Below are 26,478 nucleotides of genomic sequence, written 5' to 3'. Positions count from 1 at the left end.
CGGGACATGGCGTTGGCGCAGACATCCATGGCGCAGATATCCATCGTAGAAACGAGCGTCGCGGCGCTGCCGACGGGGCTCCTGGCGTCGCTGGTGCTGATCGGCTCGATTCTCGGCGCGCAGGCGCAATGGCAGGTCGTCCCGGGACAGGGTGACGGCCCGGGCCGCGGCGCCCGCCAGGCTGTCGTCGCCAGCAAGGCGGGCGATGCCACCTTGCGCTTCGCCTGCGCCAATGGTGCGCCACTGCTGGCGATCGAGATCGACCGCGACCTGACGCGCGGCATGGTCGACAGCGTCGTCACCTTCGACAATTCGAAGCCGCAGCCGGTGCTGCTGCAGGTGTTCTCCAATCCGCGCAGCGTGCCGCTGTTCGACGTGCCGCTGCGCGACGTCGCCCGGGCGAAGCGGTTGCGGCTCGAACTCAAGCCGACCGAGGCGCCGCCGCTGGCTTACGAGTTCGACACGCGCGGCGGCAGGAAGGCCATGGCTGCGGTGGTCTGCGGTGCGAAGAAGCGCTCGCTGTTCCGCCGACTGGCCGGCTGATCGGTCTGGGGCGTCAGAGGTAGGGCCGCATCCTCGCAATCGCCGGTCCTGGCGTCCAAGGTGGCGATCGGCGACGATTGCGGCCGGCTAACGCCGCTCGGGAGATCGGACTGCTGGTGAAATCCGCTGGAAGGCGATCCGTTGCGTTTGAGGCAGTTTCGTCGGCTAAAGCCGGCAATATCGCTGCGCTGGGGCTGCCACCATGGCCAGTTCCTGCCAGGCGGGAAGAGGAATTCAAGTTCCGATGCCGAATAGGCTTTGCGTCATGTTGCGAATATTGTCGTATACAGCACATTAATTGCTGAATTCACCAAAGATATTGTCCGAATTCGCCTGGGTATACCTGAAAAAACTCAGATTTAATTCCTCGCGACGACGTCAATTTACTTTTCTGATCTTCGCCTCTTTCAAGTGGTCGGCGGTATTTATTTGAACCCGCCACCGGAAATGGTATGAACCTTTATTGGGGGTGTTTTACTAATCGATAATCTTTAGTCGAGGGCGCCCGCCGTGCGCGACTCTTCCGAGAGTGGACATTTTTCAGTGCTGGACGGGTTCGCATTTGGCGCGAACGACTCCGTCGGGGACCGGCAGTCCATAGCCAAAAGCCATGTCGACGGATCAGGGTTGCATGGAGCCTCAGCCACAACCGGCGGCCGGGTGGTGGTCGGCGATTCACATCTGGTGTTCTCCGGCCATTACGCGCGCTCGGGCAGCGACCTCGTGATTTCGGACGACGACCGCAAGCTCCTCGTGCCGGACTATTTCAAGGGAACCGGGCGCGCCGACATCTACAGCCGCGAGGGCGCCAGCCTCAGCGGCGCGGTCGTCGACGCCCTGGCGGGACCGACGGTGTTCGCCCAGGCGGGAGCGGCGGCGCCCGCCGGCACGCCGATCGGCAAGGTGGCGAAGCTGACCGGCACCGCCAGCGTGGTGCGCAACGGCGTCACCGTCGACCTCAACATCGGCGACAACGTCTTCAAGGGCGACGTGGTGCAGGCGGGGCAGGACAGCGCCTTGGGCGTCATCTTCGTCGACGGCACCGCGTTCAGTCTCGGCTCCAATGCCCGCATGGTGCTCAACGACATGGTCTATGACCCCAACGGGTCATCGAACTCGTCCTTCCTGAGCCTCGTCCAGGGCACCATCACCTTCGTCGCCGGCCAGACGGCGAAGAACGGGTCGATGCGGATCGACACGCCGGTCGCGACGATGGGCATCCGCGGCACAGCGGTGCTGGTCGAAATCGCCGCCAATGACGGCCCGACCAAATTCTCCGTGCTGGTGGAGCCGGGCAATCATGTCGGCTCGTACGAACTCTACAGCCGGGTGACCGGCGAGAGGATCGGGACCGTGAACCAGGCCGGGATCGTGACCCTCGTCACGCCGTCCGGCTTCAACCAGCTCTCGATCACCGAGCAGGTGAAGACGCTGGCCGACATGCAGGCGGAGCGGGACCTGATCCAGCAGGTCTTCTCGATGGCGTTCCAGAAGCTCAACGACGCCGATCCGAAATCCAACGGCGGATCGTCCGGCTCGAGCTACTGGCTGTTTGGCGACGACAAGCTCTACCAGTTCACCACCGACGGGCAGATCAAGCTCGCCAACCTGCTCCTTCCCGATGCCGACTCCAGGGGCTGGAGCAGCTTCGATGCGACGATCACGATCGTGCCGCCGCCCACCATCAAGGTCAGCGACGTGTCGGCGCCGCAAGCCGGCGGGGTCGGCAATGTGGACGATATCCAGTCGTCGGTGTCGGTGATCAAGTCCTTCAATATCGGCGATCGCGTCGTCGTCGATCAGACCAGTGTCGGCTCCGCGCCGTTCTACAACATCGTGGTGCCTTACGTTTCCGGCACCGCCGTGCTGACGAACACGACCGGCCCCTCGGCGCTGCCGGGCAGCTTCAACCTGGCGAGCCTGATCACCATCGATCCGGTCTCCGGCAAAATCACCTACGATCCGAGCAACTTTCAGTTCCTGGGCAAGGGCGAGAACGCGGTCTACACCATCACCTTCGACAGCTACGGTGGTCCGGCGACCGCCAATCTGACGTCGAACGAGCCCTATACCGTCCATATCACGCTCGAACTGACGCTGGTCGGCCTCAACGACGCCCCGGTGTTTTCGACCACCGGCAGTTATCAGTACACCGGCAGTTATGCCGACGCGCTCAACGGCGCGGCCCATGCGCTGGTTGGCGACACGACGGGCACGACGCCGCTGACGTCCGTTCTGCTCAGCGAACGACCGGCCGTGACGGGGAGCGGCGCCTCCGATACGGCGACGATCGTCCTCAATTTCACCGATCAGGACTTCAGCGACGTCACCAGCGGCTATCTCGCCGCCGGCCACACGCCATCGGTGCATTTCGTCGGCGCCAGCGGCGTGACGGGCGGACTGCCGGCGGATCTTGCGTCGACTTTCGGCTCGAGCCTTTCGATCGAGAGCCTGACCAAGAACCTCGACGACATTCACGGCCAGCTCACGGCGAGTTTCACCGCGCCGGACCATCTGTTCGACTATCTCGCCGCGGGCGAGAGCGTGACGCTGTCCTATACCCTCCAGATCACCGACACGAACGGCGCCAGCGGCACCGAGACGGTGAATGTCGTCGTCACCGGCAGCAACGATCCCGCCGTCATCGGCAATCCGGACGTGGCGTCCGTCACCGAGGATTTTGGCGTCGATGCCAATGGCAATCTGCTGGCGAGCGGCCACATCGGCATCAGCGATGCCGATCATGGCCAGTCCAGCTTCCAGACCGACGTCGTCGCCCACGACGGCGATCTCGGCGTCCTGACCCTGCAGTCCGACGGTTCCTACGTGTATTCCGTCGCCAATTCTGCGGTCGCCTATCTCGGCGCCGACCAGACCAGGACCGACGTCTTCACGGTGACCGCGGCGGACGGAACGACCAAGGATGTGTCCTTCGACATCCATGGCGTCAACGACGCGCCGGTGATCGCTATCGACGGGCTCAGCGCGGTCCACACGGACGAGGACCGAATCGCCTTTTCCGGCTTGCACGTCAGCGATGCCGATGCCGCGAGCACGGAGACCTACACGCTGCAGGCGCAGACCGTCTATGGAACCCTGAGTTCGAACGGCGATAGCGGAACCCTTGTCGCGATCAACGGCGATCTCGCCGGGTTTGTCTATCAGACCAACGAATCCGACGAAGAGCACGTCGAAATGGTGACGGTCTCCGTCACCGATGGCCATGGCGCCTCCGACAGCCTGAACTTCATTTTCAGCACGGCCGATTTTCCGGTGGCCCCGGTTGTGTTGGCCGGAACGACGGGGAAAGACGTCTTTCTCGGTTCCAGCGTCGCGGAACAGTTCGTCTTCGCCCCCCAGTCGGGCAAGGATACCATCCTCGATTTCTCCCCGAGCCAGGATCAGATCGATCTTCGTGCCGTTGTGACCACGGATGATGTCAATGGCTGGATGGCGCAGCACGTCACGGCCGTGGGCGCGGACACCCTGATCACCATCGACAGCCAGGACAGCATCACTCTGAAGAACGTTGCCGCCAGCAGCCTGCATGCCAGCGATTTCATCGTCAGCAGCCATTCCATCGGCTGAGCGTCAGGCCGGCCGACGAATTTTCGGCGGGCGGCGCTCGGGAAAAACTGCCAAAACCGGCGGGCGGCTGGCATAATGGTGCGACGATTCAGCAGGACACGGGCAGCAAGCACCGCCGGTCGTCCGTCAATTCGGATCTGATGATGCAGCGCGGCCCGTCTCCTTCGCTCCAATCCAGTGCCAAATCCGAGCTCGGCGAGGCCTTGAGCGCCTGCCGCGGCGCCTTCTTCGGCGTCGGGGCCATGAGCTGCATGATCAATATCCTCTATTTGACCGGCTCGATGTTCATGCTGGAAGTCTATGACCGGGTGCTGCCGAGCCGCAGCGTGCCGACCCTGGTCGGTCTGGTCATTCTGGCCGGCGGCCTCTATGTCGCCCAGGGCGTGCTCGACCTGCTGCGCGGGCGTATTCTGGTCCGTATCGGCATGAGCCTCGACGAGGTCCTGAGCCCGCGCGTGTTCGAAACCGTGGTCCGGTTGCCGCTGGTCAGCGGCGGCCGCGGCGAGGGGCTTCAGCCGCTGCGCGACCTCGACGCGGTGCGCGCGTTCCTGTCGGGCATGGGCCCGGGCGCCTTGTTCGATCTGCCATGGCTGCCGCTGTATCTGGCGATCTGCTTCGCCTTCCACCCCCTGATCGGCGTCACCGCGCTGGTCGGCGCCATCATCCTGGCGACCCTGACGGTGCTGACCGAATGGTTCACCCAGGCGCCGTGGCGGGAAGCCACCGCCCAGGCGGCGAGGCGCAGCGATCTCGCCGCGGCCGGCCGGCGCAACGCCGAGGTGCTTGTCGCCATGGGCATGGCCGGCCGGATGACGCAGCGCTGGACCGAGGCCAACCAGACCTATCTCGAAGGCAACCGCCGGGCGAGCGACGTCGCCGGCGGCCTCGGCGCCCTCGCCAAGGTGCTGCGGATGATGCTGCAGTCGGCGGTGCTCGCGGTCGGCGCCTGGCTCGTCATCAACCAGCAGGCCACCGCCGGCATCATCATCGCCGGCTCGATCCTCAGCGCCCGGGCGCTCGCGCCGGTCGATCTCGCCATCGCCAACTGGAAGGGCTTCGTCGCCGCGCGGCAGAGCTGGCGCCGGCTCAACGTCCTGTTCGCGGCCCTGCCGATGCGTTCGGCGCCGACCCTGCTGCAGGATCCGGCCCGGCGGCTGACCGTGGAGAATCTCGGCGTCGTGCCGCCGGGCAGCCAGCAGGTGGCGGTGGGCGATGTGTCGTTCGAACTCGAAGCCGGGCAGGGGCTCGGCGTCATCGGGCCGAGCGGTTCGGGCAAGTCGTCGCTGGCGCGGGCGCTGGTCGGCGTCTGGGCGCCGCAACGCGGCGCGGTGCGCCTCGATGGCGCCACCCTCGACCAGTGGTCGCCCGAGGTGCTCGGCCGGCACATCGGCTATCTGCCGCAGGACGTCGAGCTGTTTGCCGGCACCATCGCCCAGAACATCGCCCGCTTCGATCGGGAGGCGCGGCCCGAGGCCATCATCGCCGCGGCGAAACAGGCCGGCATCCACGAACTGATCGTGTCGATGCGCGAGGGCTATGACAGCCAGATCGGCGAACAGGGTTGCGTGCTCTCGGCGGGCCAGGCGCAGCGTGTGGCGCTGGCGCGGGCGCTCTTCGGCGAGCCGTTCCTGCTCGTGCTCGACGAGCCGAATTCCAATCTCGATCGCGACGGCGACGAGGCGCTCACCGCGGCCGTCCTCGCGGTGCGGGCTCGCGGCGGCATCGTCGTGGTGGTGGCGCACCGGCCCGTCGGTCTCGCCGGCGTCGACCACGTGCTGGTGATGGCCGGCGGACGCAGGCAGGCCTTCGGATCCAAGGAGGCCGTGCTGCAGCCTTCGCCCGCCAAGGTCGCGCCGCTGCCGCGGCGCGCGGCGCCGGATGCGGGCGTGTGATCATGAGGCAGACGATGGCACAGCCACCCGCAATGATCGTCGCGTCCCCGACCCCGGTGCCAGCTCCGCTCACCCAGTCGCGCCGCTCCATCCGCCGGCATCTGCTCGCGGGCGTCGCCATCGTCGTGCTGCTGTCCGGCGGTGTCGGCGGCTGGGCCTCGACGACGCAGATCGCCGGCGCCCTGGTGGCGTCCGGCTCGGTGGTGGTCGATTCCAACGTCAAGAAGGTGCAGCATCCGACCGGCGGCGTGGTCGGCGAATTGCGTGCCCGCGACGGCGACCTCGTCAAGGCCGGCGACGTGCTGGTCAAGCTCGACGACACCGTCACCAAGGCGAGCCTCGCGATCGTCACCAAGGGATTGAACGCGCTCTATGCCCGGGCGGCGCGGCTGCAGGCCGAACTGCAGGGCGCGCAGCAGGTCACGTTTCCGCAGGTGTTGCTCGACCAGGCCGGCGACCCGGAAGTGATGGCGGTGATGGCGAGCGAGACCAACCAGTTCGAGGTACGGCGCGCCGGCCGCCTCGGCCAGCGCGCGCAGCTGCGCGAGCGCGTCGCCCAGCTTCAGGAGGAGATCCGCGGCCTCGCCGCCCAGGAGGCCGCCAAGGGGCGCGAGATCGATCTGATCAACAAGGAGCTCGAAGGCGTCCGCGACCTCTACAACCGCAACCTCATCCAGATCTCGCGCCTGACCGCGCTGGAGCGCGATGCCGCCCGCCTCGAAGGCGACCGCGGCCAGTTCGTCGCCTCCACCGCCCAGGCCAAGGGCAAGATCGCCGAGACCGAACTGCAGATCATCCAGATCGACAAGGATCTCGGCGCCGAGGTCACCAAGGAACAGCGCGAGGTCAACGACAAGATCGGTGAACTGGTCGAGCGCAAGGTCACGGCCGAAGATCAGCTCCGGCGCATCGAGATCAGGGCGCCGCAGGACGGCATGGTGCTGCAGTCCAACGTCCATACCATCGGCGGCGTGATCACCGCGGGCGATGCGATCATGCTGATCGTGCCGCAGGCCGATACGCTGTCGGTCGAGGCGAAGATCAACCCGCAGGACATCGACCAGGTCAAGATCGGCGCCAAGGTCCTGCTGCGGCTGTCCGCCTTCAACCAGCGCACCACGCCGGAACTGAGCGGCGAAGTGGTGCGGGTCTCGCCCGACACCACCACCGACCAGCGCACCGGCCAGAGCTATTACACCGTGCGGGTTTCGATTCCGGCCGGCGAAATGGCGCGGCTCGACAACGTCAAGCTGATCCCCGGCATGCCGGTGGAAGCTTTCGTCCAGACCGGCGAGCGCACCGTTCTGTCCTATCTGGCGAAGCCGCTGCACGACCAGCTCATGCGCGCATTCCGGGAGAAGTAGCCGATCCATGAAGGGGCTCCGCCGACTGGCTCGCCGCTTCGGACCGGGCCGCGCGCTCTGCGTCGCGCTGCTGATCGTTCTTGTCGCCGGCCGCATCGCCGACCCGCTTGCGGTCGAGGAATTGCGCGTGCGCACCTTCGATACCTATCAGGTTCTGGCACCGCGGCGGGCCGAGCAGCGCCCGGTGGTGATCGTCGACATCGACGACAAGAGCCTCGATCGCATCGGCCAGTGGCCGTGGGCGCGGACGCGGCTCGCCGACCTGGTCGACCGCCTGACCCGGGCCGGCGCCGTCGTGATCGGCTTCGACATCATCTTCGCCGAGCCGGACCGCCTGTCGCCCGATATCGCCGCCCGCGATTTCCAGGGCATCGACGAGGCGACGCGCGCGCGCCTTCGTGCCGCGCCCAACAACGACCAGATCCTCGCCGCGGCCTTGAAGAAGGGCCGCGTCGTGCTCGGCGAATCCGGCCTGCCGAGGGTCGTGGCGAGGTCGCTGCCGCCGCGGCCGACGCAGGGCGTCGCGGTGCTGGGCGTCGACCCGACGCCGCTGCTGTTCGATTTCCCCGGGCTGCTGCGCAACATTCCGGTGCTGGAGAACGCCGCCGCAGGCCTCGGCCAGCTCGCCATCCGCACCGAGCGCGACGGCATCGTCCGCCGCGTCCCGGTGGTGATGCGCGCCGAGGGAAATCTGCTGCCGTCGCTGACCACGGAAATCCTGCGGGTTGCGAGCGGATCGGAATCACTGCTGATCAGGGCGGATGCCGCCGGGATGAGAAGTGTCGCGGTGCGCGGCTTTCAGTTTCCGACCGACCGCAACGGCCAGCTCTGGGTGCATTTCTCCCACCACGATCCGGCGCGCTTCGTCTCGGCGGTGGACGTGCTGGAAGGCGCCGTGCCGGCCGACCGCTTCAACGGCCGCCTGGTGCTGATCGGGACCTCGGCGGTGGGTCTGCTCGACGTCAAGACGACGCCGGTCGACCCGGTGGTGCCCGGCGTCGAGGTTCACGCCCAGATCCTCGAAAACGTGCTGACGCGCTCGACCCTGTCGCGGCCGAACTTCGCCGGTGCGCTGGAGATCCTGGCGGCGCTGGTGGTCGGCGGCGCCGTGATCTGGCTGGTGCCGGTGTTCGGTCCGCTGGTCATCCTGCTGCTGGGGATCGTGTTGTCGGTGCTGATCGCCGGCGTCTCGTGGTACCTGTTCGACCAGCAACGGCTGCTGATCGATGCGAGCTTTCCGCTGCTCGCGAGCTTCCTGATCTATGTGGTGCTGGTCTTCGTCAACTACGTCAGCGAACAGCAGCAGCGCCGGCGCATCCGCTCCGCCTTCAGTCAATACCTGTCGCCGGCGCTGGTCGAGCGGCTCGCCAGCGCCCCCGAGCATCTGGTGCTCGGCGGCGAGGTGCGGGCGCTCACCGTGATGTTCTCCGACGTCCGCGGCTTCACCACGATCTCCGAGAGCTACAAGGACGATCCCCAGGGGCTGATCTCGCTGATGAACCGGCTGCTGACGCCGCTCACCAACGCCATCGTCAGCCGACATGGCACCGTCGACAAATACATGGGCGACGCCATCATGGCGTTCTGGAACGCGCCGCTCGGCGACGCCATGCACGAGCACCATGCGGTGGAGGCCGCGCTCGACATGATCGCCCGGATCGAGATGCTCAACGTGGAGCGGCGGGCCGAGGCGGAAGCAGACGGCGCGGGTTTCATCCCGATCAATATCGGCATCGGCCTCAATACCGGTGCCTGCGTCGTCGGCAACATGGGATCGGACCTGCGCTTCGACTATTCGGCGCTCGGCGACAGCGTCAATCTCGCCTCGCGCCTCGAAGGCCAGTCGAAATCCTACGGCGTGCCGATCATCGCCGGATCGAACACCGCGCTCGCCGTCAGGGAACGCTTCGCCATTCTCGAGATCGATTTCATCCGGGTGAAGGGCAAGAACGAGCCTGAGGTGATCTATGCGGTGTTCGGGCGCGAGGACCTGCTGGCGTCCGAGGAATTCCAGCACCTGCGCAACGCCAATACCGAGATGCTGGCGGCCTATCGCAGCCGCGACTGGAGCGGCGCGGCCTTCGCGCTCGACGCCGGCCGCAAGGCCGACAGCGCCGGCCGGCTGAAGGCCTATCACGACCTCTATGCCGAGCGCATCAGGGCGTTCCAGGCCGCGCCGCCGCCGGCCGCATGGGACGGCGTCTTCGTCGCGACCGGCAAGTAGCGGTTCACTGAAACGCCCCTTTCAATCGTCATGCCCGCGCTCGCCCGCCTTCGCTAAGAAGCTTCGGCGCGCCCAGCCATTGTGCCGGATCGAAGCCGACGACCGGTCGCGGGCATCCAGGACTTCTAGTGTGGTTTTGGATCTGACGCGCGTTTGAAGAACTCGCTCGAATGCTGATAGCGCAAGCGCGCCACGCCGGAAGGCGGGATTTGCGAATGGGGCTATGGCGCGTCACGCCGGCCGCGTGAACAGTTCCAGGAGCTGCTGGGCGCCTTTTGCAGCACGAAACGCGCGCAGCGCCGGCACATCGCGCAGCCGTCGCGCCACCGCGGCGAGCAGGTTGAGCTGATCGCTGCCGGCGTCGCCGCGGAGCAGGAGGAGGACGACGAGATCGACCGGCTGGCCGTCGATGGCGGCAAAATCGATCGGGCGCTTGAGCCGGGCGATGACGCCGCAGGGCGTCTTCAATTCCGCCACGCGGGCGTGAGGAATGGCGACGCCGCCGCCAAGACCGGTCGAGCCGAGGTCCTCGCGCTTGACGAGGGCGGCGGTGATCTCGCCGGCGGTCAGATTGGCGGCGGTCGATGCGATCTCGGCGAGGCGTCGCAGCAGGTCGGCCTTGTCGGCGACATTGAGGTCGATCACGGTCGTGGCCGGGAAGAACACCGCAGCGAGATTCATTTCAGTCATTCCATCGAGCGTCTTCAAGCGAGGGGGAGGCCGGCTCGCGTGAAGACGGTACGTCAACAACAAGAGCCACGGCCTTCGCTCCAAACCAGTGCTGCGCCGCGCGCGCTCAGTCCGGCGCACGCAGCCGATAGCCGACGCCAGTCTCGGTCAGCAGCAATTGCGGCTGCTCCGGATCGGCTTCGATCTTCTGGCGCAACTGGCGGACATAGACCCGCAGATATTGGGCGTCGGTGAAACTGTCCCATAGCTCGTTCAGCAGGAACTTGTGGGTGAGAACCTTGCCGGCGTGCTGTACCAGGATCCGCAGGAGGTCGTATTCCTTGGGGGATAGCTTGATCTCGGCGTCGCCGCGCTTGACGATGCGCCGCACCAGATCCACCGACAGGTCGCCGACCCGGAAGAGGGGCCGCTCGCCATGGCTCTGAAGCTGGTGACGCAGGGCGGCGCGCAGCCGCGCCAGCAGTTCGTCCATGCCGAACGGCTTGGTGACGTAGTCGTCGGCGCCGTAGTCGAGCGCCTGGACCTTGCCGGCCTCGTCGCCGCGGCTCGACAGCACGACGACCGGCACGCTGTCGTTGCGCGCGCGGATCATCCGCAGCAGCTCGTGCCCCTGGATGTCGGGCAGGCCGAGATCGAGGATGATGAGGTCCGGCTTCTGCTCGAGGCACTCCAGCCCGGCCTTGCCGTTGCCCGCCTCGATGACGCGGTAGCCCTGGCTGCCGAGGCCCATGCGCAGCAGTTTGCGGATGGGCGGCTCGTCGTCGATCACCAGAACCTGCAGGGGCGCTGCGCTCATGCCGCCGTATCCATTTGACGCTGTTGGGCCGGGACCGGCAGCCGGATGGTGAAGACGGCGCCGGAGCGGTCGGTCCGGTTGGCCGCCGTGATCGTCCCCTGCATCGCTTCGATGAATCCGCGGGAGATGGCAAGCCCGAGCCCGGTACCGGCGCGGACGTGGTCGGTCTTCCGCACCCGGTAGAACTTCTCGAAGATCTGCTCGAGGTCGCCGGGCGGGATGCCGTGGCCCTCGTCGGCGACCTGCAGCATCACTGATCCTGCGTCGCGGAAGCTCTGGATGGTGACGGTGCTGCCCTCCGGGGAGTATTTGGCGGCGTTGTCGAGCAGATTGAAGATCACCTGCTCGAACAGCACTGCGTCGACCGCGACCATGGGAAGGTCCGCCGCCAGCTTCAGCTCGATCTTGTGGCGCGCCAGGATCCGGCCGGCGCGGCGCAGCGCCGTACTGACGATCTCGTGCATGTCGTGGGGCGCGGCGTTGGGCGTCACCGCGCCGGATTCCAGCTTGGTCATGTCGAGCAGGTTGGCGATGAAGCGGTTGAGCCGCTCGGCCTCGTCGATGATGGTGCCGAGCAGGTCGGCGCGCTCGGCGGGGCCGAGCTTGTCGCCGAGGTCGCGCAGCGCGCCGGCCGAGCCGAGCACCGCGGACAGCGGCGTCTTGAGGTCGTGCGAGATCGAGGTCAGAAGCGCGCTGCGCAGGCGATCGGCCTCGATGGCGCGCTTGACCTGGTCGATGTCCTCGACGAGGCGAACGCGCTCGATGGCGAGCGCCCCCTGGTCGATCAGGGCGTCGAGCAGGCGGCGCTCGTCCGGCGTGAGCAGGGCGCCGGGGCGGTCGCTGTCGATGCCGACGACGCCGATGGCGCCGCGGCCGGTGCGCATCGGCAGGAACAGGCGCTTGGCGCCGGGCAGCGTGTCGGAGCTGCGGCCGGCGGGACGGTCGTTCTGCCAGGCCCATTTCGCCGCGGCGAGATCGGCCTCGTCGAGGGCGTCCTCGGGCGGATAGCCGGCCTTGACGGCGATCGAGCCGTCCTCCTCGAGCAGCAGCACGACGCGCACCCGCAGCATCAAGGCGATCTGGTAGGCGGTCGCCCACAGCACGTCGTCGAGGGTGCCGACGCCGGCAAGCTTGCGGCTGAACGAATAGAGGGACTCGGTGTTGCGCGCCCGCATCGCGGCGGCGACGGCCTGGGTGCGGACCCTGGCCGCGACATTGGAGACGAACACCGCGATCACCGTGAAGAAGATGAAGGCCGCGATATTGCGCGGGTCGGCGATCGTGAAGGTGTAGAGCGGCTCCATGAAGAAGAAATTGTAGGCCAGCGACGCGGCCACGGTGGCCAGCAGCGACGGCAACAGTCCCAGGCTGACGGCGACGGCCACGATCGCGGTCAGGAACACCAGGTCGACATTCTCGATGCCGAACCACGGCCAGATGGCCTCGCCGAAGCCGAGCGCCGCGGCGACCCCGGCAAGCGCATAGGCATAGGGCCTGAGGTCGAAGGCGCCCTGGCTCTGCGCCGGCTTGATCGCCCGCCGCGCCGGCGGCTCCTCCAGCGCGTCCTCGCCGGCGATGACGTGGACGCTGATGTCGTCGGCGCGGCGGACCAGGTCGTGGACAACCGAGCCGTAGATGATCTCGAACAGGCGCGAGCGCGACGACTTGCCCACCACGATCTGGGTGATGTTGTTGGCCCGGGCATAGCTGATCACGTCGTCGGCGATGCGCCGGCCGCCGCCCGGGATCGAGACGGCTTCCGCGCCCAGGGACTGGGCGAGCCGCAGCGTGTCGGCGAGCCGGTCGCGCTGCTCCTCGCTGAATTGAAGATTGCGCGAGGTCTCGACCGAAAGAGCGGTGAACTGCGCGTGGAGGCGGTCGGCGAGGCGCTTGGCGTAGCGCACCAGCCCCTGCGCCACCGGATCCTCGTTGATGCACACCAGGATCCGCTCGCCCGCCGCCCATGCGCCGTGCATGGCGCGGGCCTGGAGCTGGTCGAGCAGTTGTTCGTCGACGCGCTCGGCGGTGCGCCGCAGGGCGAGTTCGCGCAGCGCCGTGAGATTGGCGCTGGAGAAGAAATGCTCGAGGGCGCGTTCGGCCTGCCTGGGGACGTAGACCTTGCCGTCCTTGAGGCGCTGGATCAGGTCGTCCGGCGTGATATCGACGAGTTCGACGGCTTCGGCGCGGTTGAAGATCGAATCGGGCACGGTCTCGCGCACCCGCACATGGGTGATCTGCGCCACCACATCGTTGAGGCTCTCGATGTGCTGGATGTTGACGGTGGTGTAGACATCGATGCCGCGATCGAGCAGTTCCTCGACGTCGAGATAGCGCTTGGGATGGCGGGAGCCTGGCGCATTGGTGTGGGCGAGCTCGTCGACCACCGCGATCTTCGGGCCTCGCGCCACGATGGCGTCGAGGTCCATTTCCTCGAGGCGCTGGCCGCGGTAGTCGATCGGGCGGCGCGCAATGACCTCGAGGCCTTCGAGCAGCGCCTCGGTCTCCTTGCGGCCGTGGGTCTCGACGACGCCGACGACGAGATCGGCGCCGTCGCGCCGGCGGGCGCGCGCCTGCTGCAGCATCTCATAGGTCTTGCCGACGCCGGGGGCGGCGCCGACAAAGATCTTCAGCTTGCCCGCAAGGCTGTCTTCGCGCCGGGCGGCTTCCAGCAGCGCCTCCGGCGAAGGTCTGGCCTCAGTATCGCGGTGCCATTCCGCCATCGGATCCGAGTGCCTTTCGCAACCTCACTTCAGCTGATCGAGGGCCAGATTGAGGGCGAGCACGTTGACCCGCGGCTCGCCCAGGAGGCCCAGCCAGCGTCCTTCGATGTGTTGCTGGACCAGCTGTCGAATTCGATCCTCCGACATCTGTCGGGCTTTCGCAACCCGCCCGACCTGGAAGAGGGCGGCTTCGGGCGACAGGTTCGGGTCGAGGCCGCTGCCCGACGTGGTGACGAGGTCGATCGGGACGGCCGCCGACGGATTTTCCGCCTTCAGCTTCTCGACCTCGCCTTTGACCCGCTCGATCAGGGCCTTGTTGGTGGGGCCGAGATTGGAGCCCATGGAGTTCGAGGCGTTGTAGGGCGCATCGACGGTCTTGGCCGAATCATTCGGATCCGGCGCATTGGTGGCCGACGGCCGGCCGTGGAAGTACCTGTCTTGCGCGAAGGCCTGGCCGATCAGCGCCGAGCCGACCACCTGGCCGTGGTGCTCGATCAGGCTGCCCTGCGCCTGGCGGGGGAAGAGGGCCTGGGCGATCCCGGTCATGGCGAGGGGATAGACGAGGCCGGTGATCACCGTCAGGGCGACGATGAAGACCACGGCGGGGCGGAGTTCCTTCAACATGGTTGTTCTCCTCAATGGGTGTCGCGACGGTCAGCGATCATCTGCAGCTTCCGCCGCGCGACAGGCTCGATGCCTCGAAACGCATGTCGCTTCCCTTCACGCCAGATGCAGCGCAGCGACGACGAGGTCGATGGCCTTGATGCCGATGAACGGAATGATGATGCCGCCAAGGCCGTAAACCAGCAGGTTGCGGCGGAGCAGCGCGCCGGCGCCGACGGCGCGATAGGCGACGCCCTTCAGCGACAGCGGGATCAGCGCGATGATGATCAGCGCGTTGAAGATGATGGCCGAGAGGATGGCGCTTTGCGGGCTCGATAGATTCATGATGTTGAGCGCCTGAAGCTGCGGATAGAACGCCAGGAACATCGCCGGGATGATGGCGAAATACTTGGCGACGTCGTTGGCGATGGAGAAGGTCGTCAGCGCGCCACGGGTCATCAGCAGCTGTTTGCCGATCTCGACGATCTCGATCAGCTTGGTCGGGTTGGAATCGAGATCGACCATGTTGCCGGCTTCGCGCGCCGCCTGGGTGCCGGTATTCATGGCGACACCGACATCGGCCTGGGCGAGCGCGGGGGCGTCGTTGGTGCCGTCGCCGCACATCGCCACCAGCTTGCCTTTGGCCTGTTCGTCGCGGATCAGGCGCAGCTTGTCCTCCGGCGTCGCCTGGGCGAGGAAGTCGTCGACGCCGGCTTCGGCGGCGATGGCCGCCGCAGTCATCGGGTTGTCGCCGGTGATCATCACCGTGCGGATGCCCATGCGGCGCAGCTCGGCGAAGCGCTCGCGGATGCCGCCCTTGACGATGTCCTTGAGGTGGATGATGCCGAGCAGCTTGCCGTCCCTCGCCACCGCCAGCGGCGTGCCGCCGGCCTTGGCGATTTCCTCGGCGATCGCGTTGATTTCCCGCGTCGCCTCGGTGCTGAGCGCCGGCTGCATGGCGCGGACGACGTTGCCCGAGGCGCTGGCGGTGCCCCCCGCGTTGAGAAAGTTGATCACCGCGTCGACGGCGCCCTTGCGGACCCAGGACGAGCCGATCTCGACGCCGCTCATCCGGCTCTGGGCCGTGAACGGAATGAAATGGGCGCCGATCTCGGCAATGTCGCGGCCCCTGATGCCGTGTTTCTCCTTGGCCAGCACCACGATCGAGCGGCCTTCCGGCGTCTCGTCGGCGAGCGAGGCGAGCTGCGCCGCGTCGGCGAGCTCCTTCTCGGTGACGCCGCGCACCGGCCGGAAGGCGGATGCCTGGCGGTTGCCGAGGGTGATGGTGCCGGTCTTGTCGAGCAGCAGGGTGTCGACGTCGCCGGCGGCCTCCACCGCGCGGCCGGACATCGCCAGCACGTTGAAGCGGACCAGGCGGTCCATGCCGGCGATGCCGATGGCCGAAAGCAGGGCGCCGATGGTGGTCGGGATCAGGGTGACGAACAGCGCCACCAGCACCACGATCGAGACCGTGCCGCCCGCATAGGCCACATAGCTCGGGATCGTCGCGGTGGCGAAGACGAAGATGATGGTCAGCCCGATCAGCAGAATGTTGAGGGCGATCTCGTTCGGCGTCTTCTGCCGGGCGGCGCCCTCGACGAGGTTGATCATACGGTCGAGGAAGGTCGAGCCCGCCGCCGCGGTGATGCGGACGCGGATCCAGTCCGACAGGACCTGGGTGCCGCCGGTCACCGCCGAGCGGTCGCCGCCGGATTCGCGGATCACCGGCGCGGATTCACCGGTGATCGCCGCCTCGTTGACCGAGGCCACGCCCTCGACCACCTCGCCGTCGGAGGGGATGGTGTCGCCGGCTTCGACCAGCACGACGTCGCCGACCTTCAGCGATGTGCTGGGGGCGAGCTTGAACTCCCGCCCGCTGCCGGTCAGCAGTTTGGCGCTGGTCTCGGTGCGGGTCTTGCGCAGGGCATCGGCCTGCGCCTTGCCGCGGCCCTCGGCGATCGCCTCGGCGAAATTGGCGAACAGGATGGTGAACCACAGCCACAGGATGATCTGAACTTCGAAGCCGATCTCGCCGCCGCCGGTGACGATGTCGCGCAGCAGGATGACCGTGGTCAGCACCGTCACGACTTCCAGCACGAACATTACCGGGTTCTTGATCAGCGTGCGGGGATCGAGCTTGACGAAGGCCGAGCCGATCGCCGGGACGAGGATCTGCGGATCGAACAGCGCCGACGTGACCTGGCGCTTCCGCACGATGTGAGTGGTATCCATGGGGCGAGCTCCGCTCAATTCGAGGCAAACAGGGTGCCGGCCGTCATCGCCAGGTGCTCGGCGATCGGGCCGAGGGCCAGCGCCGGGAAGAAGGTGAGGCCGCCGACGATCAGGATCACGCCGACGACGAGGCCGACGAACAGCGGGCCGGTGGTCGGGAATGTGCCGGCCGATGGCGGCACCGATTTCTTCGCCGCCAGCGATCCGGCGATCGCCATCGCCGGGATGATCATCCAGAATCGCCCGATGAACATCGAGATCGCACCGGTGACGTTGTAGAACAGGATGTTGCCGGTCAGGCCGCCGAAGGCCGAGCCGTTGTTGGCGGTCTGCGAGGTGTAGGCATAGAGCACCTCGGAAAAGCCATGCGGGCCGGGATTGGCCATGGAAGCGACGGCGGTCGGATAGACCACCGCCACCGCGGTCCAGCCGAGATACATCAAGGGCAGGATCAGGATGGCCAGCATCGCCATCTTCACCTCCTTGGCCTCGATCTTCTTGCCGACATATTCCGGGGTGCGGCCCACCATCAGCCCGGCGACGAAGATCGCCAGGATCACGAACAGCAGCATGCCGTAGAGGCCGGCGCCGACGCCGCCGATGATGATCTCGCCGAGCTGCATGTTGATCAGCGGGATCATGCCGCCGAGCGCGTTGAAGGAATCGTGCATGGCGTTGACGGCACCGCAGGAGGCCGCGGTGGTGATGACGGCGAACAGGGCGGAGGCGACGATGCCGAAGCGGACTTCCTTGCCCTCCATGTTGCCGCCGCCGAGGCCGAGTGCGGTCAGGGCGTCATTGCCGTGGGCTTCCGCCCAGTAGCAGACGGCGACACCGGCGATGAACAGCACGCCCATGGCGCCGAGGATCGCCCAGCCCTGGCGCTGGTCGCCGACCATCCGGCCGAACACGTTGGTCAGCGCCGCGCCGAGGACGAAGATCGACAGCATCTGGACGAAGTTCGACAGTGCCGTCGGGTTCTCGAACGGGTGCGCGGCGTTGGCGTTGAAGAAGCCGCCGCCGTTGGTGCCGAGCATCTTGATCGCGACCTGGGAGGCCACCGGCCCCACGGCGATGGTCTGCCTGGCGCCTTCCAGCGTCGTCGCCTCGATAGACGGTCCCAGCGTCTGCGGAATTCCCTGCCAGACCAGGAAGAGCGTGAAGACGACGCAGACCGGCAGCAGGATGTAGAGCGTGCAGCGGGTGAGATCGACCCAGAAATTGCCGATGGTCCTGGCGGAGGCGCGGGCGAAGCCGCGGATCAGCGCCACGGCGAGCACGATGCCGGTGGCGGCGGACAGGAAGTTCTGATGCGTCAGCCCCAGCATCTGGGTGAGGTACGACATCGTGCCTTCGCCGCCGTAGTTCTGCCAGTTGGTGTTGGTGATGAAGCTGATCGCGGTGTTGAACGAGAGGTCGGGAGCCACCGCCGACTGCCCGGCGGGATTGAACGGCAGCACGGCCTGCAGGCGCATCAGGGCATAGAGGATGGCGAAGCCGCCGACATGGAACAGCAGCATGGCGATGGTATAGCCGATCCAGCCCTGCTCGCGTTTTTCGTCGACGCCGCCGAGCTTGTAGAGGGCAACCTCAACGGGGCGCAGCACGAGCGACAGCGGGGTGCGTTCGCCGTTGAAGACGGCGGTCATGTACCATCCCACCGGCTTCACCAGCGCCACGATGATGGCGCAATAGAGAATGACTTGAATCCAGCCGAGCATCGTCATGATGCAGCCCCTCTTTAGAGCGTTTTCCAGCGAAGTGGACACCGGTTCGCGCGAAGAAAACGCGTCAAACAAAAACCTAGAGCCTCTGCTCCGATTCCATCGGAGCGGAATAGGCTCTAGAACCGTTCGGGCCGGAGCAGCGCGTAGGTGAGGTAGACCAGAAGGCCGACCGTTACCGTCGCGGCGAGAATTTGATCGAAAGCCATGGCGCGCTCCTTCACAGGCGGTCGCAGGCGTAGACGTAGCCGACGGATAGGGCGAACAGCGCAAGGCCGAGGGCGAGCAGGAGGAATTCCAACATCGCAGAGCTCCCAGGAGTGGCGGCCGGAGAAATGCACCAATTTTAGTTGAGCGGGATTGGCGCGCTTGACGTGCCTCAAGCCGCGGAACGTCGGCCTCATCTGGCTGCGGCGAGGGTAGGTTTTCGAGAGGGAAGGCGGCCCGGAGGTATAGGAATTCCATAAAGACGGTGCGCTGAAGCACCTTTGCCGGTGCTCCGCGGCTATCCGTTATCTCCTTGTTGTCGGGTCAATTTTCGCGCTGAATGCGGGTGGGAAGGTGCTCCTTTCGGGCGATTGGAAGGTCGGTCCCAAATATTGGCGGAGGCGTTGCGACGCCTTCGCCATGACGGCCGCCGGCGCGGCTGGGATGCGTTCGCGGCGCGATCCATATGGCGCATTTATTTCATCGTGCGGCGATTCCTCTCGTATCCCTATGGCCCCGAGCGCAAGTTGGTTTTCCAGGCGAACCAGGCTTTGACGAGATTGCGCCATGTTCCCTTCATCCGACGGCGGCGGTCGGCAATTCGATCTGGCCCGCGCGGCTCACTCGACGGCGGCAATCACGCCCGACCTGCTGCGGCGCGTGATCGCGGAATCCTGTCCGCGAACCCGCTCGCTGGCGCAGGCCGGCCATACCAGCCGCCTTCAACAATTGATCGGTGCGCAAGCCTGGATGGATGCCTGTCTCGAGCTCCTTGCCTGCGAGTTGCCGACCTGGACGCTACGGCGGCTGGTCCAGACCGACGGGCTCTGGCACTGCAGCCTCTCGCGGCAGCCGCAGCTGCCGGTCGAACTCGACGACATGGCCGAGGCGCGCCACGAGGAGGCGTCGCTCGCCATCCTCGAAGCCGTGATCGAGGCCCGGCGTCTGGCTGCGCCGCAGGCCGATGCCTTTCGCTCCAGCTCCGATCGTCAGCCTCGCGCGATGGCCGGCATTCGTCTCGGCTGCGACAATTTCATCTGATCGTCTGGTCGGCGGCTGCATGTCTCGCCGCGAAGACGCGCCGGCTGGAACGGGAACTGTTGTTCCGTGCTGTCGTGAGTGGCGGGAAACGGTGTCTGCCCGCCTCACCCCTTGCCGAACTTCTCCGCCAGCGCCGGATAGAGGCGGTCGGGCCGCAGCGGCAGGTCGCGGAAGCGGATGCCGGTGGCATCGGCGATGGCGTTGCCGAGCGCCGCCGCGACCGGATTGTAGGGGCTTTCGCTCATGGACTTGGCGCCGGCGGGGCCGACTTCGTCGACCGTGTCGGCGAACAGCACCTCGGAGCGCGGCAGGTCGGCGAAGGAGGGTAGGTGGTAGTCGCGGAATTTCGCCGTGGTCACCCGGCCCTCGGCGTCGACCACGACGTCTTCATAGAGCGCGGCGCCAATCGCCTGGGCGACGCCGCCCTCGACCTGACCGCGGCACTGCATCGGGTTGAGCACTCGCCCGGCATCGGCCGCCTGGACGCTGTGGAGGATCCGCACCTCGCCGGTCGCGGGATGCACCGCGACGCGGAAACCCTGGACGTTGAAGGCGACCGAGCGCGGGCTGCCGGTGGCGTGGCCGTCGCCGGCGAGCCGTTCGCCGCGCGCCGCGGCGGCGCGGGCGATCTCGGCGAAGCTCAGGGTGCGATCGCCGCAGGCGATGCCGCCGCCGTCGATCCTGCACGCCTCGGGCGGCGCATCGGTGAGGCCGGCGGCGAAGCCCAGCATGCGCTCGGCCAGCGCCTGCGCGGCGAGATGGCTCGCCCGTCCGGCGACGAAGGTGCCGGCGCTGCCATAGGCGCCGGTATCGTGGCCGCCGTGATCGGTGTCGGACTGCAACAGGTGGATCCGCTCGACGCTGACGCGAAGCGCGCTGGCGGCGAGCTGGCGATGCACCGTGCTGGTGCCGTTGCCGAACTCGACGGTGCCGACGACGAGGTCGAAGTCGCCGTCGTCGCGCAGACGAATGGTGACGTCGGCGAAATGGCCGAACGGCGGCACGGTGTCGATCATGGTCATGCCGAAGCCTTGGCCGACGAGCCATTCCGGCGACGGCGCGGCGATGCCGGCGCCCGGCCGGCGCAGCGCCGCCTCGGCGAGATCGAAGCACTGCATCAGCCCGTAGCTGCCGAAGGTGACGTCGCCGGGCGCGGTCGACGGTGATTCCATCGTATCGCCGGGGCGCACCACATTGCGGCGCCGGAAGTCGAGCGGCGGGATGCCGAGCCGGTGCGCCAGCTCGTCCATCGCCGATTCCACCGCGAAGGTGCTCTGCGGCAGGCCGAAGCCGCGGAACGCGCCGCTCGGCACCGTATGGGTGTAGACGGCGAGGCCGTCGACCTTCTTGTTGGCGCAGCGATAGACCGCGACCGCTTCGCCGCAGGCATGGTGCAGCACCTCGGGGCTGTGATTGCCGTAGGCGCCGGCATTGGAGACGACGTCGAGCTCGATCGCCGTCAAGTCGCCGTCGCGGCGCGCGCCGGCCTTGACCCGGATCGTCATCGGATGCCGCGTGGTGGCGCCGATGAACTCTTCCTCGCGGGTGAATTCGAGCTTCACCGGCCGGCCGGTGCGCAGCACCGCCAGCGCGAGAATGTCCTCGACCAGCATCTCCTGCTTGCCGCCGAAGCCGCCGCCGAGCCGGCCGCAGACGACGCGAATCTGATCTTCGGGCAGCGAGAAGATGCGGGCGAGCAGCTTGCGGCTGAGGAACGGCGTCTGGGTGCTGGAGCGGATATTGATCCGCCCGGCCTCGTCGCGCCAGGCGATGCCGCCATGGGTCTCGAGATGAGCATGCTGGGCGCGGTTGGTGGTGAAGGTGTTCTCGTAGACGACGTCCGCGGCGGCGAAGCCGGCTTCGATGTCGCCGAGATGGTAGCGGATCTCGGTCAGGACGTTGGGCCTGCCGCTCGCGTCCGGCCGCGCCGACGTGTCGTGAACGATCGGCGCCCCGGGCCGCAGCGCCGCGACCGGGTCGGTCACCGCCGGCAGTACGTCGTAATCGACGACGAGGCGGCGGCAGCCGTCCTCCGCCGCCGCTTCGCTGTCGGCGACCACGGCCGCGACGCGCTGGCCGATGAAGCGGACGACATCGTCGAGCACGCGGGTGTCGAGCGCGTCATGAACTGTGTATTCGTGGGTGCCGGAGGTGAAGCGCGTCGACGGCGCGTCCTCGAAGGTCAGCACGGCGTGAACGCCGGGGACGGCGAGGGCCGCGCGCTTGTCGATGGCCCTGATGCGGGCATGGGCGTGGGGCGAGCGCAAGAGCTTGATGTGGCAAAAACCCGAAACATCGGTGTCGAAGGTGTAGGGCGCTTCGCCGCGCACCACCTGCCGTGCCGCCGGCGCGGCGACGCTGCGGCCGAGCGCGTCGCCGGCGCCGTCGGTCTCGACTTCCTTGAGCCCGCCGAGCGCGTCGGCGATGGCGCGGTAGCCGGTGCAGCGGCACAGATTGCCTTTCAGCGCCCGACCGAGATCGGTGCGCTGCGCCTGGTTGAGCGAGGCGCAGGTCAGCACCATGCCCGGCGTGCAGAAGCCGCACTGGAAGGCCTGGGCGTCGAGAAAGGCCTGCTGCATCGGATGCAGCGCCTCGCCGTCGGCGAGACCTTCGATGGTGGTGATCTCGCGCGCCTCGGCGCGGTGGGCCGGGATCAGGCAGCTGTGCACCGGTTCGCCGTCGAGCAGCACGGTGCAGGCGCCGCAGTCGCCGGCGTCGCATCCCTTCTTGACGCCGAACCAGCCGAGCTGGCGCAGCAGGGTGCGCAGGCACTGGCCGGGACGCGGCTCCGCTTCGAAGCTCTCGCCGTTGATCAGGTAGGTCATGGCGCCTCGTCGGCCAGTTCGCGACGGATGTCCTCGGCGAGCCGCAGCGTCATCTGCCGGCGCCAGGCCGGATCGCCGTGGTGATCGTCATGGTAGAGCGCATCGGGGATGTCGCCGATGATCCGCGCGTGCAGCGCCGGCGCGTCGGGCATGGTGTCGAAGGCGAGGCGGAGCGGGCGCCTGGTCGAGGCGGTGACGGTGAGGTCGAGCCCGCCGCCGGCTGCGGTCTTGCCGATTACGAGCGCCGCGGAGCGGCCGACCGGCGTCAGCGAGATCTGGCGGAAGGCGGTGCGGGCACCGAGCGCCGCTGCCGGGATCTGCACCGCGCGCAGCAACTCGCCGGCGGCCAGTGCCGAACGTTGCGGTCCTTCAATGAAGTCCAGCACCGGCAATCGGCGTTCGCTGCCGTCGGGCGACCAGATGGTGCAAACGCCGTCGAGCGCCGCGGTGAGCGAGATCATCGCCCCGGCGGGCAGCGCCAGACAGAGATTGCCGCCGACGGTCGCGGTCTTCCAGATCTTGAAGGAGGCGAGGAAGGCGTGGCAGCACTGTTCGAACAGCGGTGCCGCGCGCCATTGCGGCGCAAGCGCCGACGCCGCCGCGTGCAATTCGGCGACGCTGCAGGTCGCCGCGATCTCGAGACCGTCGTCGCTCAGCTGCAGCGCGGGCCAGCCAAGTTCGGTCAGATCGATCAGCCGCGTGAGGCGCGGCTGCGGTTCGGAATAAAGCCAGGTGCCGCCTGCCAGCCAGGCATCGCCTGCCGTCCATTTGGGCAGCTCGGCACGAGAGGCCGGCCGGGCGATTTCGGTGATGGTGTTCAGGTCCATGGATCGGCTAGTGTCCCGTTTCCAACGTTCGTATTCCTTTGCAGCAGGCGCTCATACGAACGTTGGAAACAAAGGGACACTAGTGTGGCGTCTCGCAATTGCCTATGCCCTTTGCGGCAAGCCCCTGTAGGCAATTGCGAGACATAAGCCACACTAGCTTTTTGATTTTGCTAGTGTCCCGATGTCTCCGAATGACCGTGCGAGGGCGAGGGAATGTCCCGACCTCTGTTGAAATAGAAAGGGCGGCGTTGCTCGCCTTGAGCCGGTAGGCTCTGGGTGTCGAATCGACGAGGAAAGCAACGCCATGAATAAGATTACCATGAGAACGAAGCCTGATGCGACCGCGATGGTGGAAGCGGCCTGGCAAACGGTTGGGGAAAGTTTCGAGCATTTCTGCCTGACAGCCGGCATCGCCACGCTTGCCGGGATGATGGAGGAAGACGCCGAACGGCTTTGCGGGCCACGGCATGGCCGATCAAAGGACAAGGACGGCCATCGGTGGGGACGACCGACAGGCCGGCTGGACTTTCATGGGGGAACGGTCCCGGTCGAGCGGCCCCGCGTGCGTCGGCGCGGCGGCGGGGAGATGGCGCTGCCGAGTTGGGAAACCGCCCGGGCAGAAGGGTGGCTCAGCCGATGGGCGATGAACCTGATGGTGCTGAACGTGTCGACGCGCCGTTCGGGCGCGCGGCACCTCGATCTCGATCTCGCCGTCGTCCGTCAACAGCGCTTTGCTGCTCGTGCCGTTGCGGCTGTTGCCCGTTCCACGGCCCGCCGGGTCGCCCTTCTCATAGCCAAGGTGATGGGTCAGCTCCGCACCCAGTGCGCGCTCCAAAAGCGCCTTCTTCAGTCGTCTGAAAAGCCCGTCTTCGCCGGCCAGGTCTTCCGGCTTGAGGCTGCCCCCGGCAAGAATCTGGTCCAAAATCTCAGGTGAAAAATCCGTAGCCATGTGAGTCTCCTGTCAAAGGTAAACTCACAGAAACCATCTTACACCGAGTTACTGACACCCTCCCAGTTCGAGATAGGCCCAGTCGTGCAGGCGCGGACCTTTCGTTCCTTCACCCGCCGACAGGCGCCGCCAAGCGTTCTTGGGAAGATCTTGTGCGATCTTCGCGGCTGTGCCGCCGACCAGCCCCTTCTTGCCCCAGGACCGGAACACATGGTTGGAGGCAACACCCAGAACGTATCCCTTGCCGGCCTTGCGGAGCATCGTTTCGATGTCGCCCGTGCCATACACGCTGTCGGCTGCGACGAAGGAGAACGGCACCTTTGCGGCGATGGCGCGCGCAATCATCCGCCGCGCGATCTGCGGCTTCGTTGCAAAGCCGGTCTTGTCCGGCACATACGCCGCCTTCAGACGGCTGGGATCGTCCGTCCATGCCTTTGGCAGATAGAGCGCCCGGTCGATGAAGGCGTGGCCGTGGCGCGATACATAGGAGGCGAACACGCCGATCTGGCAGTTGGTGATCTTGTCCGCCGAGCCCGTGTACTGGCGCGCAACCCCGCATGACGTCTTGCCTTGCTTCAGAAAACCGGTCTCGTCGATGACCAGGACTACCTCCTCGTCGGCAAGAGCCTCCGGGGGCCCGGCGCGAGGGAGCGAGCCGCGGCGCACGAAGGCTTATCCGAAATCAGTCCAAAGAATACGGGAGGTCACACAATATGCGATCGGAAAGAGGTCGGTCCCGATCAAGCCGTCATCGGGTGTCAGCCGGGCCTGGTGGCGAGCCTATCTCGGGGCACCCTTATTGTGGTGGAGAATATCTCTTTCTCTGATTTTGAAAATCACGAGGCGTCGCGCCGGTCCAACTCTTAAAGGCCCGCCAAAACGCAGTCGCATCTGCATAGCCCAACGTCTGTGCAATATCCGCCGAGCGGCAGCGACCGGCCGCAAAGCGGGATTCGGCCAGGGTCTGGCGATGTGCTCTGAGCAGAAGCCGAAGTGAGGTGTTCTGCTTGGACAGCTCCCGCTGCAACGTTCGTGTTGAGATACCAAGATCCCCGGCCAGTCTATCGACCGTAATTCGATTACGGCCCATGTTTAGCACGATGAGACGTTGCACCTGACGCAATATGTCGGCTTCCGTCTCTTGTTTAGCAAGAAGATCAGCGATGTGTCTTTCGAGCACGCGACTGAGATCCGGATCTTCATTGCGAACCGGACGGTCGACATCGGCGGTTGAAAAGAAGAGCCGATTGGTTGGCTGTGAGAAAAGGACCGGAGCCCGAAAAAAACGCTGATGCGCGGAGCAATCGTCAGGCGCGCCGTGTTCGAAATGCACTTCCGATGGAGACCAGTGCTGTCCGAGGAAAAAGCGGACAACCTGACAGGTTCCGGCGAGCGTCAATTCGCTGTCTTGAACGCGCGGCCAAATCGTCGGATCCTCGACCTGGTACGTCCAGATTGTCGTCTTTCCCGACACGTCCAGCCTCACCAAGGTGTGGCTCTGAAGTACATGGAGAAAACGCGACATGCGCTCGAACGCGGATCGTGCCGTCGACGCGGCCGCAAGGTAGGGCCCTAGCGGACCAAGGTCGGAAAACCTCATGTTTTGTCCGAGATGTAGCCCCAACCAGAAATCCCCAAGTGCGACCGCCGCGTGTTCTAGCATCGTTATGTAGTGCCTGAGCGGGATCGCGGCGTAAGGGTCCCCCAGCGTTGAACGGAGCAGGTCATGCTCGCTCAACAAGATGTCCGTCAGCCCGCGCCCGCGGTCGAGCTTGTCCACCAACGGAGCCAACATGGAGGCTCTGATAGTCTGGATCGGGAGCAAGCGCGTGCCTGTTTCCGTAGCAACTGCCCGTATTGGCGTTGGAACCATCCGCATCACTCCGCATGGCGCAGTTAATCGAATTGTTGGCGCAAACCGTTATAGCGAGCCAGTTAGGAATCTTCATACTGTCGCACAAATGAAGTGAACGGGACAAGGCTCTCCGCTGATGAATTCAGCCGCAGGGCGATCCCGCTCCTTAATGCCGAGGACCGCGCTGCGGCGCTACTTCGTAGCGGAGATCATGAGGATGAAGACGTTCGTGGCAGACCATATGAGGCGCCCGCGCCTACGGGGCGACCTGCGCGCAATCGGCGTCGACGTCTTTGCGTTCGCAGCAGCAGATCGTCTGACGGCCCTTTGCGCGATGCCCGCCGTGTTTTCGTTCGGCTGTGGTCGGAGTCGGCCGGTTGCGTCTGTATCGACAGGCG

General features: G+C 66.4%; 17 protein-coding genes and 1 pseudogene. 6 read left to right on the top strand and 12 right to left on the bottom strand.

Annotated elements, in window-relative coordinates; genetic code table 11:
- Window positions 1-27 precede the first annotated feature (27 nt).
- From DB459_RS27085 to DB459_RS27065, 5 genes are all read left to right on the top strand, one after another.
- Entirely contained in the window at window positions 28-543 is a 516-nt protein-coding gene (locus DB459_RS27085) for a hypothetical protein (RefSeq protein WP_253710442.1), read from the top strand.
- Between the two features lie 627 nt (window positions 544-1,170).
- Window positions 1,171-4,131, top strand: coding sequence for a VCBS domain-containing protein (locus DB459_RS27080; protein ID WP_253710440.1), 2,961 nt, complete (start codon window positions 1,171-1,173; stop codon window positions 4,129-4,131).
- A 143-nt stretch (window positions 4,132-4,274) separates the two neighbouring features.
- On the top strand, window positions 4,275-6,023 hold the full coding sequence (locus DB459_RS27075) for a type I secretion system permease/ATPase (protein WP_253710438.1): 1,749 nt from the start codon (window positions 4,275-4,277) through the stop codon (window positions 6,021-6,023).
- 32 nt (window positions 6,024-6,055) lie between these two features.
- Window positions 6,056-7,387 (top strand): HlyD family type I secretion periplasmic adaptor subunit, encoded by a 1,332-nt coding sequence (locus DB459_RS27070; protein ID WP_253713715.1) that lies wholly within the window; start codon window positions 6,056-6,058, stop codon window positions 7,385-7,387.
- 7 nt (window positions 7,388-7,394) lie between these two features.
- On the top strand, window positions 7,395-9,611 hold the full coding sequence (locus DB459_RS27065) for a CHASE2 domain-containing protein (protein WP_253710435.1): 2,217 nt from the start codon (window positions 7,395-7,397) through the stop codon (window positions 9,609-9,611).
- Between the two features lie 231 nt (window positions 9,612-9,842).
- Here DB459_RS27065 and DB459_RS27060 read toward each other — a convergent pair whose 3' ends face one another.
- The 7 genes from DB459_RS27060 to DB459_RS27030 all read right to left on the bottom strand — a co-directional run bounded on the left by DB459_RS27060 (window position 9,843) and on the right by DB459_RS27030 (window position 18,585).
- Window positions 9,843-10,301: a PTS sugar transporter subunit IIA gene (locus tag DB459_RS27060; protein WP_253710432.1), complete on the bottom strand. Its 459-nt coding sequence runs from the start codon at window positions 10,299-10,301 to the stop codon at window positions 9,843-9,845.
- A gap of 106 nt (window positions 10,302-10,407) precedes the next feature.
- Window positions 10,408-11,097 (bottom strand): response regulator, encoded by a 690-nt coding sequence (locus DB459_RS27055; protein WP_253710430.1) that lies wholly within the window; start codon window positions 11,095-11,097, stop codon window positions 10,408-10,410.
- Window positions 11,094-13,817, bottom strand: coding sequence for a sensor histidine kinase KdpD (locus DB459_RS27050; RefSeq protein ID WP_253710428.1), 2,724 nt, complete (start codon window positions 13,815-13,817; stop codon window positions 11,094-11,096). The genes DB459_RS27055 and DB459_RS27050 overlap by 4 nt, the downstream gene beginning before the upstream one ends.
- A 24-nt stretch (window positions 13,818-13,841) precedes the next feature.
- On the bottom strand, window positions 13,842-14,441 hold the full coding sequence (locus DB459_RS27045; RefSeq protein ID WP_253710426.1) for a K(+)-transporting ATPase subunit C: 600 nt from the start codon (window positions 14,439-14,441) through the stop codon (window positions 13,842-13,844).
- 96 nt (window positions 14,442-14,537) lie between these two features.
- Window positions 14,538-16,652 (bottom strand): potassium-transporting ATPase subunit KdpB, encoded by a 2,115-nt coding sequence (gene kdpB / locus DB459_RS27040; protein ID WP_253710424.1) that lies wholly within the window; start codon window positions 16,650-16,652, stop codon window positions 14,538-14,540.
- 14 nt (window positions 16,653-16,666) lie between these two features.
- Window positions 16,667-18,379 (bottom strand): potassium-transporting ATPase subunit KdpA, encoded by a 1,713-nt coding sequence (kdpA, locus tag DB459_RS27035; protein ID WP_253710422.1) that lies wholly within the window; start codon window positions 18,377-18,379, stop codon window positions 16,667-16,669.
- A gap of 116 nt (window positions 18,380-18,495) precedes the next feature.
- Window positions 18,496-18,585, bottom strand: coding sequence for a K(+)-transporting ATPase subunit F (locus DB459_RS27030; RefSeq protein WP_253710420.1), 90 nt, complete (start codon window positions 18,583-18,585; stop codon window positions 18,496-18,498).
- Window positions 18,586-19,150: 565 nt separating this feature from the next.
- On the opposite strand from DB459_RS27030, the gene DB459_RS27025 reads away from it, so the two are divergent.
- The gene (locus DB459_RS27025; RefSeq protein WP_253710419.1) at window positions 19,151-19,624 is read left to right on the top strand and encodes a hypothetical protein; all 474 of its coding nucleotides are present in this window, start codon (window positions 19,151-19,153) and stop codon (window positions 19,622-19,624) included.
- Window positions 19,625-19,728: 104 nt separating this feature from the next.
- On the opposite strand, the gene DB459_RS27020 is transcribed toward DB459_RS27025, so the two are convergent.
- From DB459_RS27020 to DB459_RS26995, 5 genes and pseudogenes are all read right to left on the bottom strand, one after another.
- Entirely contained in the window at window positions 19,729-22,449 is a 2,721-nt protein-coding gene (locus DB459_RS27020; RefSeq protein WP_253710418.1) for a molybdopterin-dependent oxidoreductase, read from the bottom strand.
- A complete protein-coding gene (locus DB459_RS27015) occupies window positions 22,446-23,276 on the bottom strand; it encodes a xanthine dehydrogenase family protein subunit M (protein WP_253710417.1) in 831 nt (276 codons plus the stop codon). Before DB459_RS27015 ends, DB459_RS27020 begins: the two co-directional genes overlap by 4 nt.
- A 475-nt stretch (window positions 23,277-23,751) precedes the next feature.
- Window positions 23,752-24,225 carry a transposase gene (locus DB459_RS27675; RefSeq protein ID WP_371926828.1) on the bottom strand — a complete coding sequence of 158 codons (474 nt, stop codon included), beginning with the start codon at window positions 24,223-24,225 and terminating at the stop codon, window positions 23,752-23,754.
- A gap of 63 nt (window positions 24,226-24,288) precedes the next feature.
- Window positions 24,289-24,855, bottom strand: a pseudogene (locus DB459_RS27000) (IS701 family transposase); the annotation flags it as partial.
- A gap of 166 nt (window positions 24,856-25,021) precedes the next feature.
- Window positions 25,022-26,005: an AraC family transcriptional regulator gene (locus DB459_RS26995; protein ID WP_253710416.1), complete on the bottom strand. Its 984-nt coding sequence runs from the start codon at window positions 26,003-26,005 to the stop codon at window positions 25,022-25,024.
- Window positions 26,006-26,478 lie beyond the last annotated feature (473 nt).

It is taken from the genome of Bradyrhizobium sp. WD16 (assembly GCF_024181725.1).
Classification (GTDB): Bacteria; Pseudomonadota; Alphaproteobacteria; order Rhizobiales; family Xanthobacteraceae; genus Bradyrhizobium_A.
Note: the sequence above shows the minus strand (reverse complement) of the source record. Positions and strands in the feature narration are given on the sequence as shown.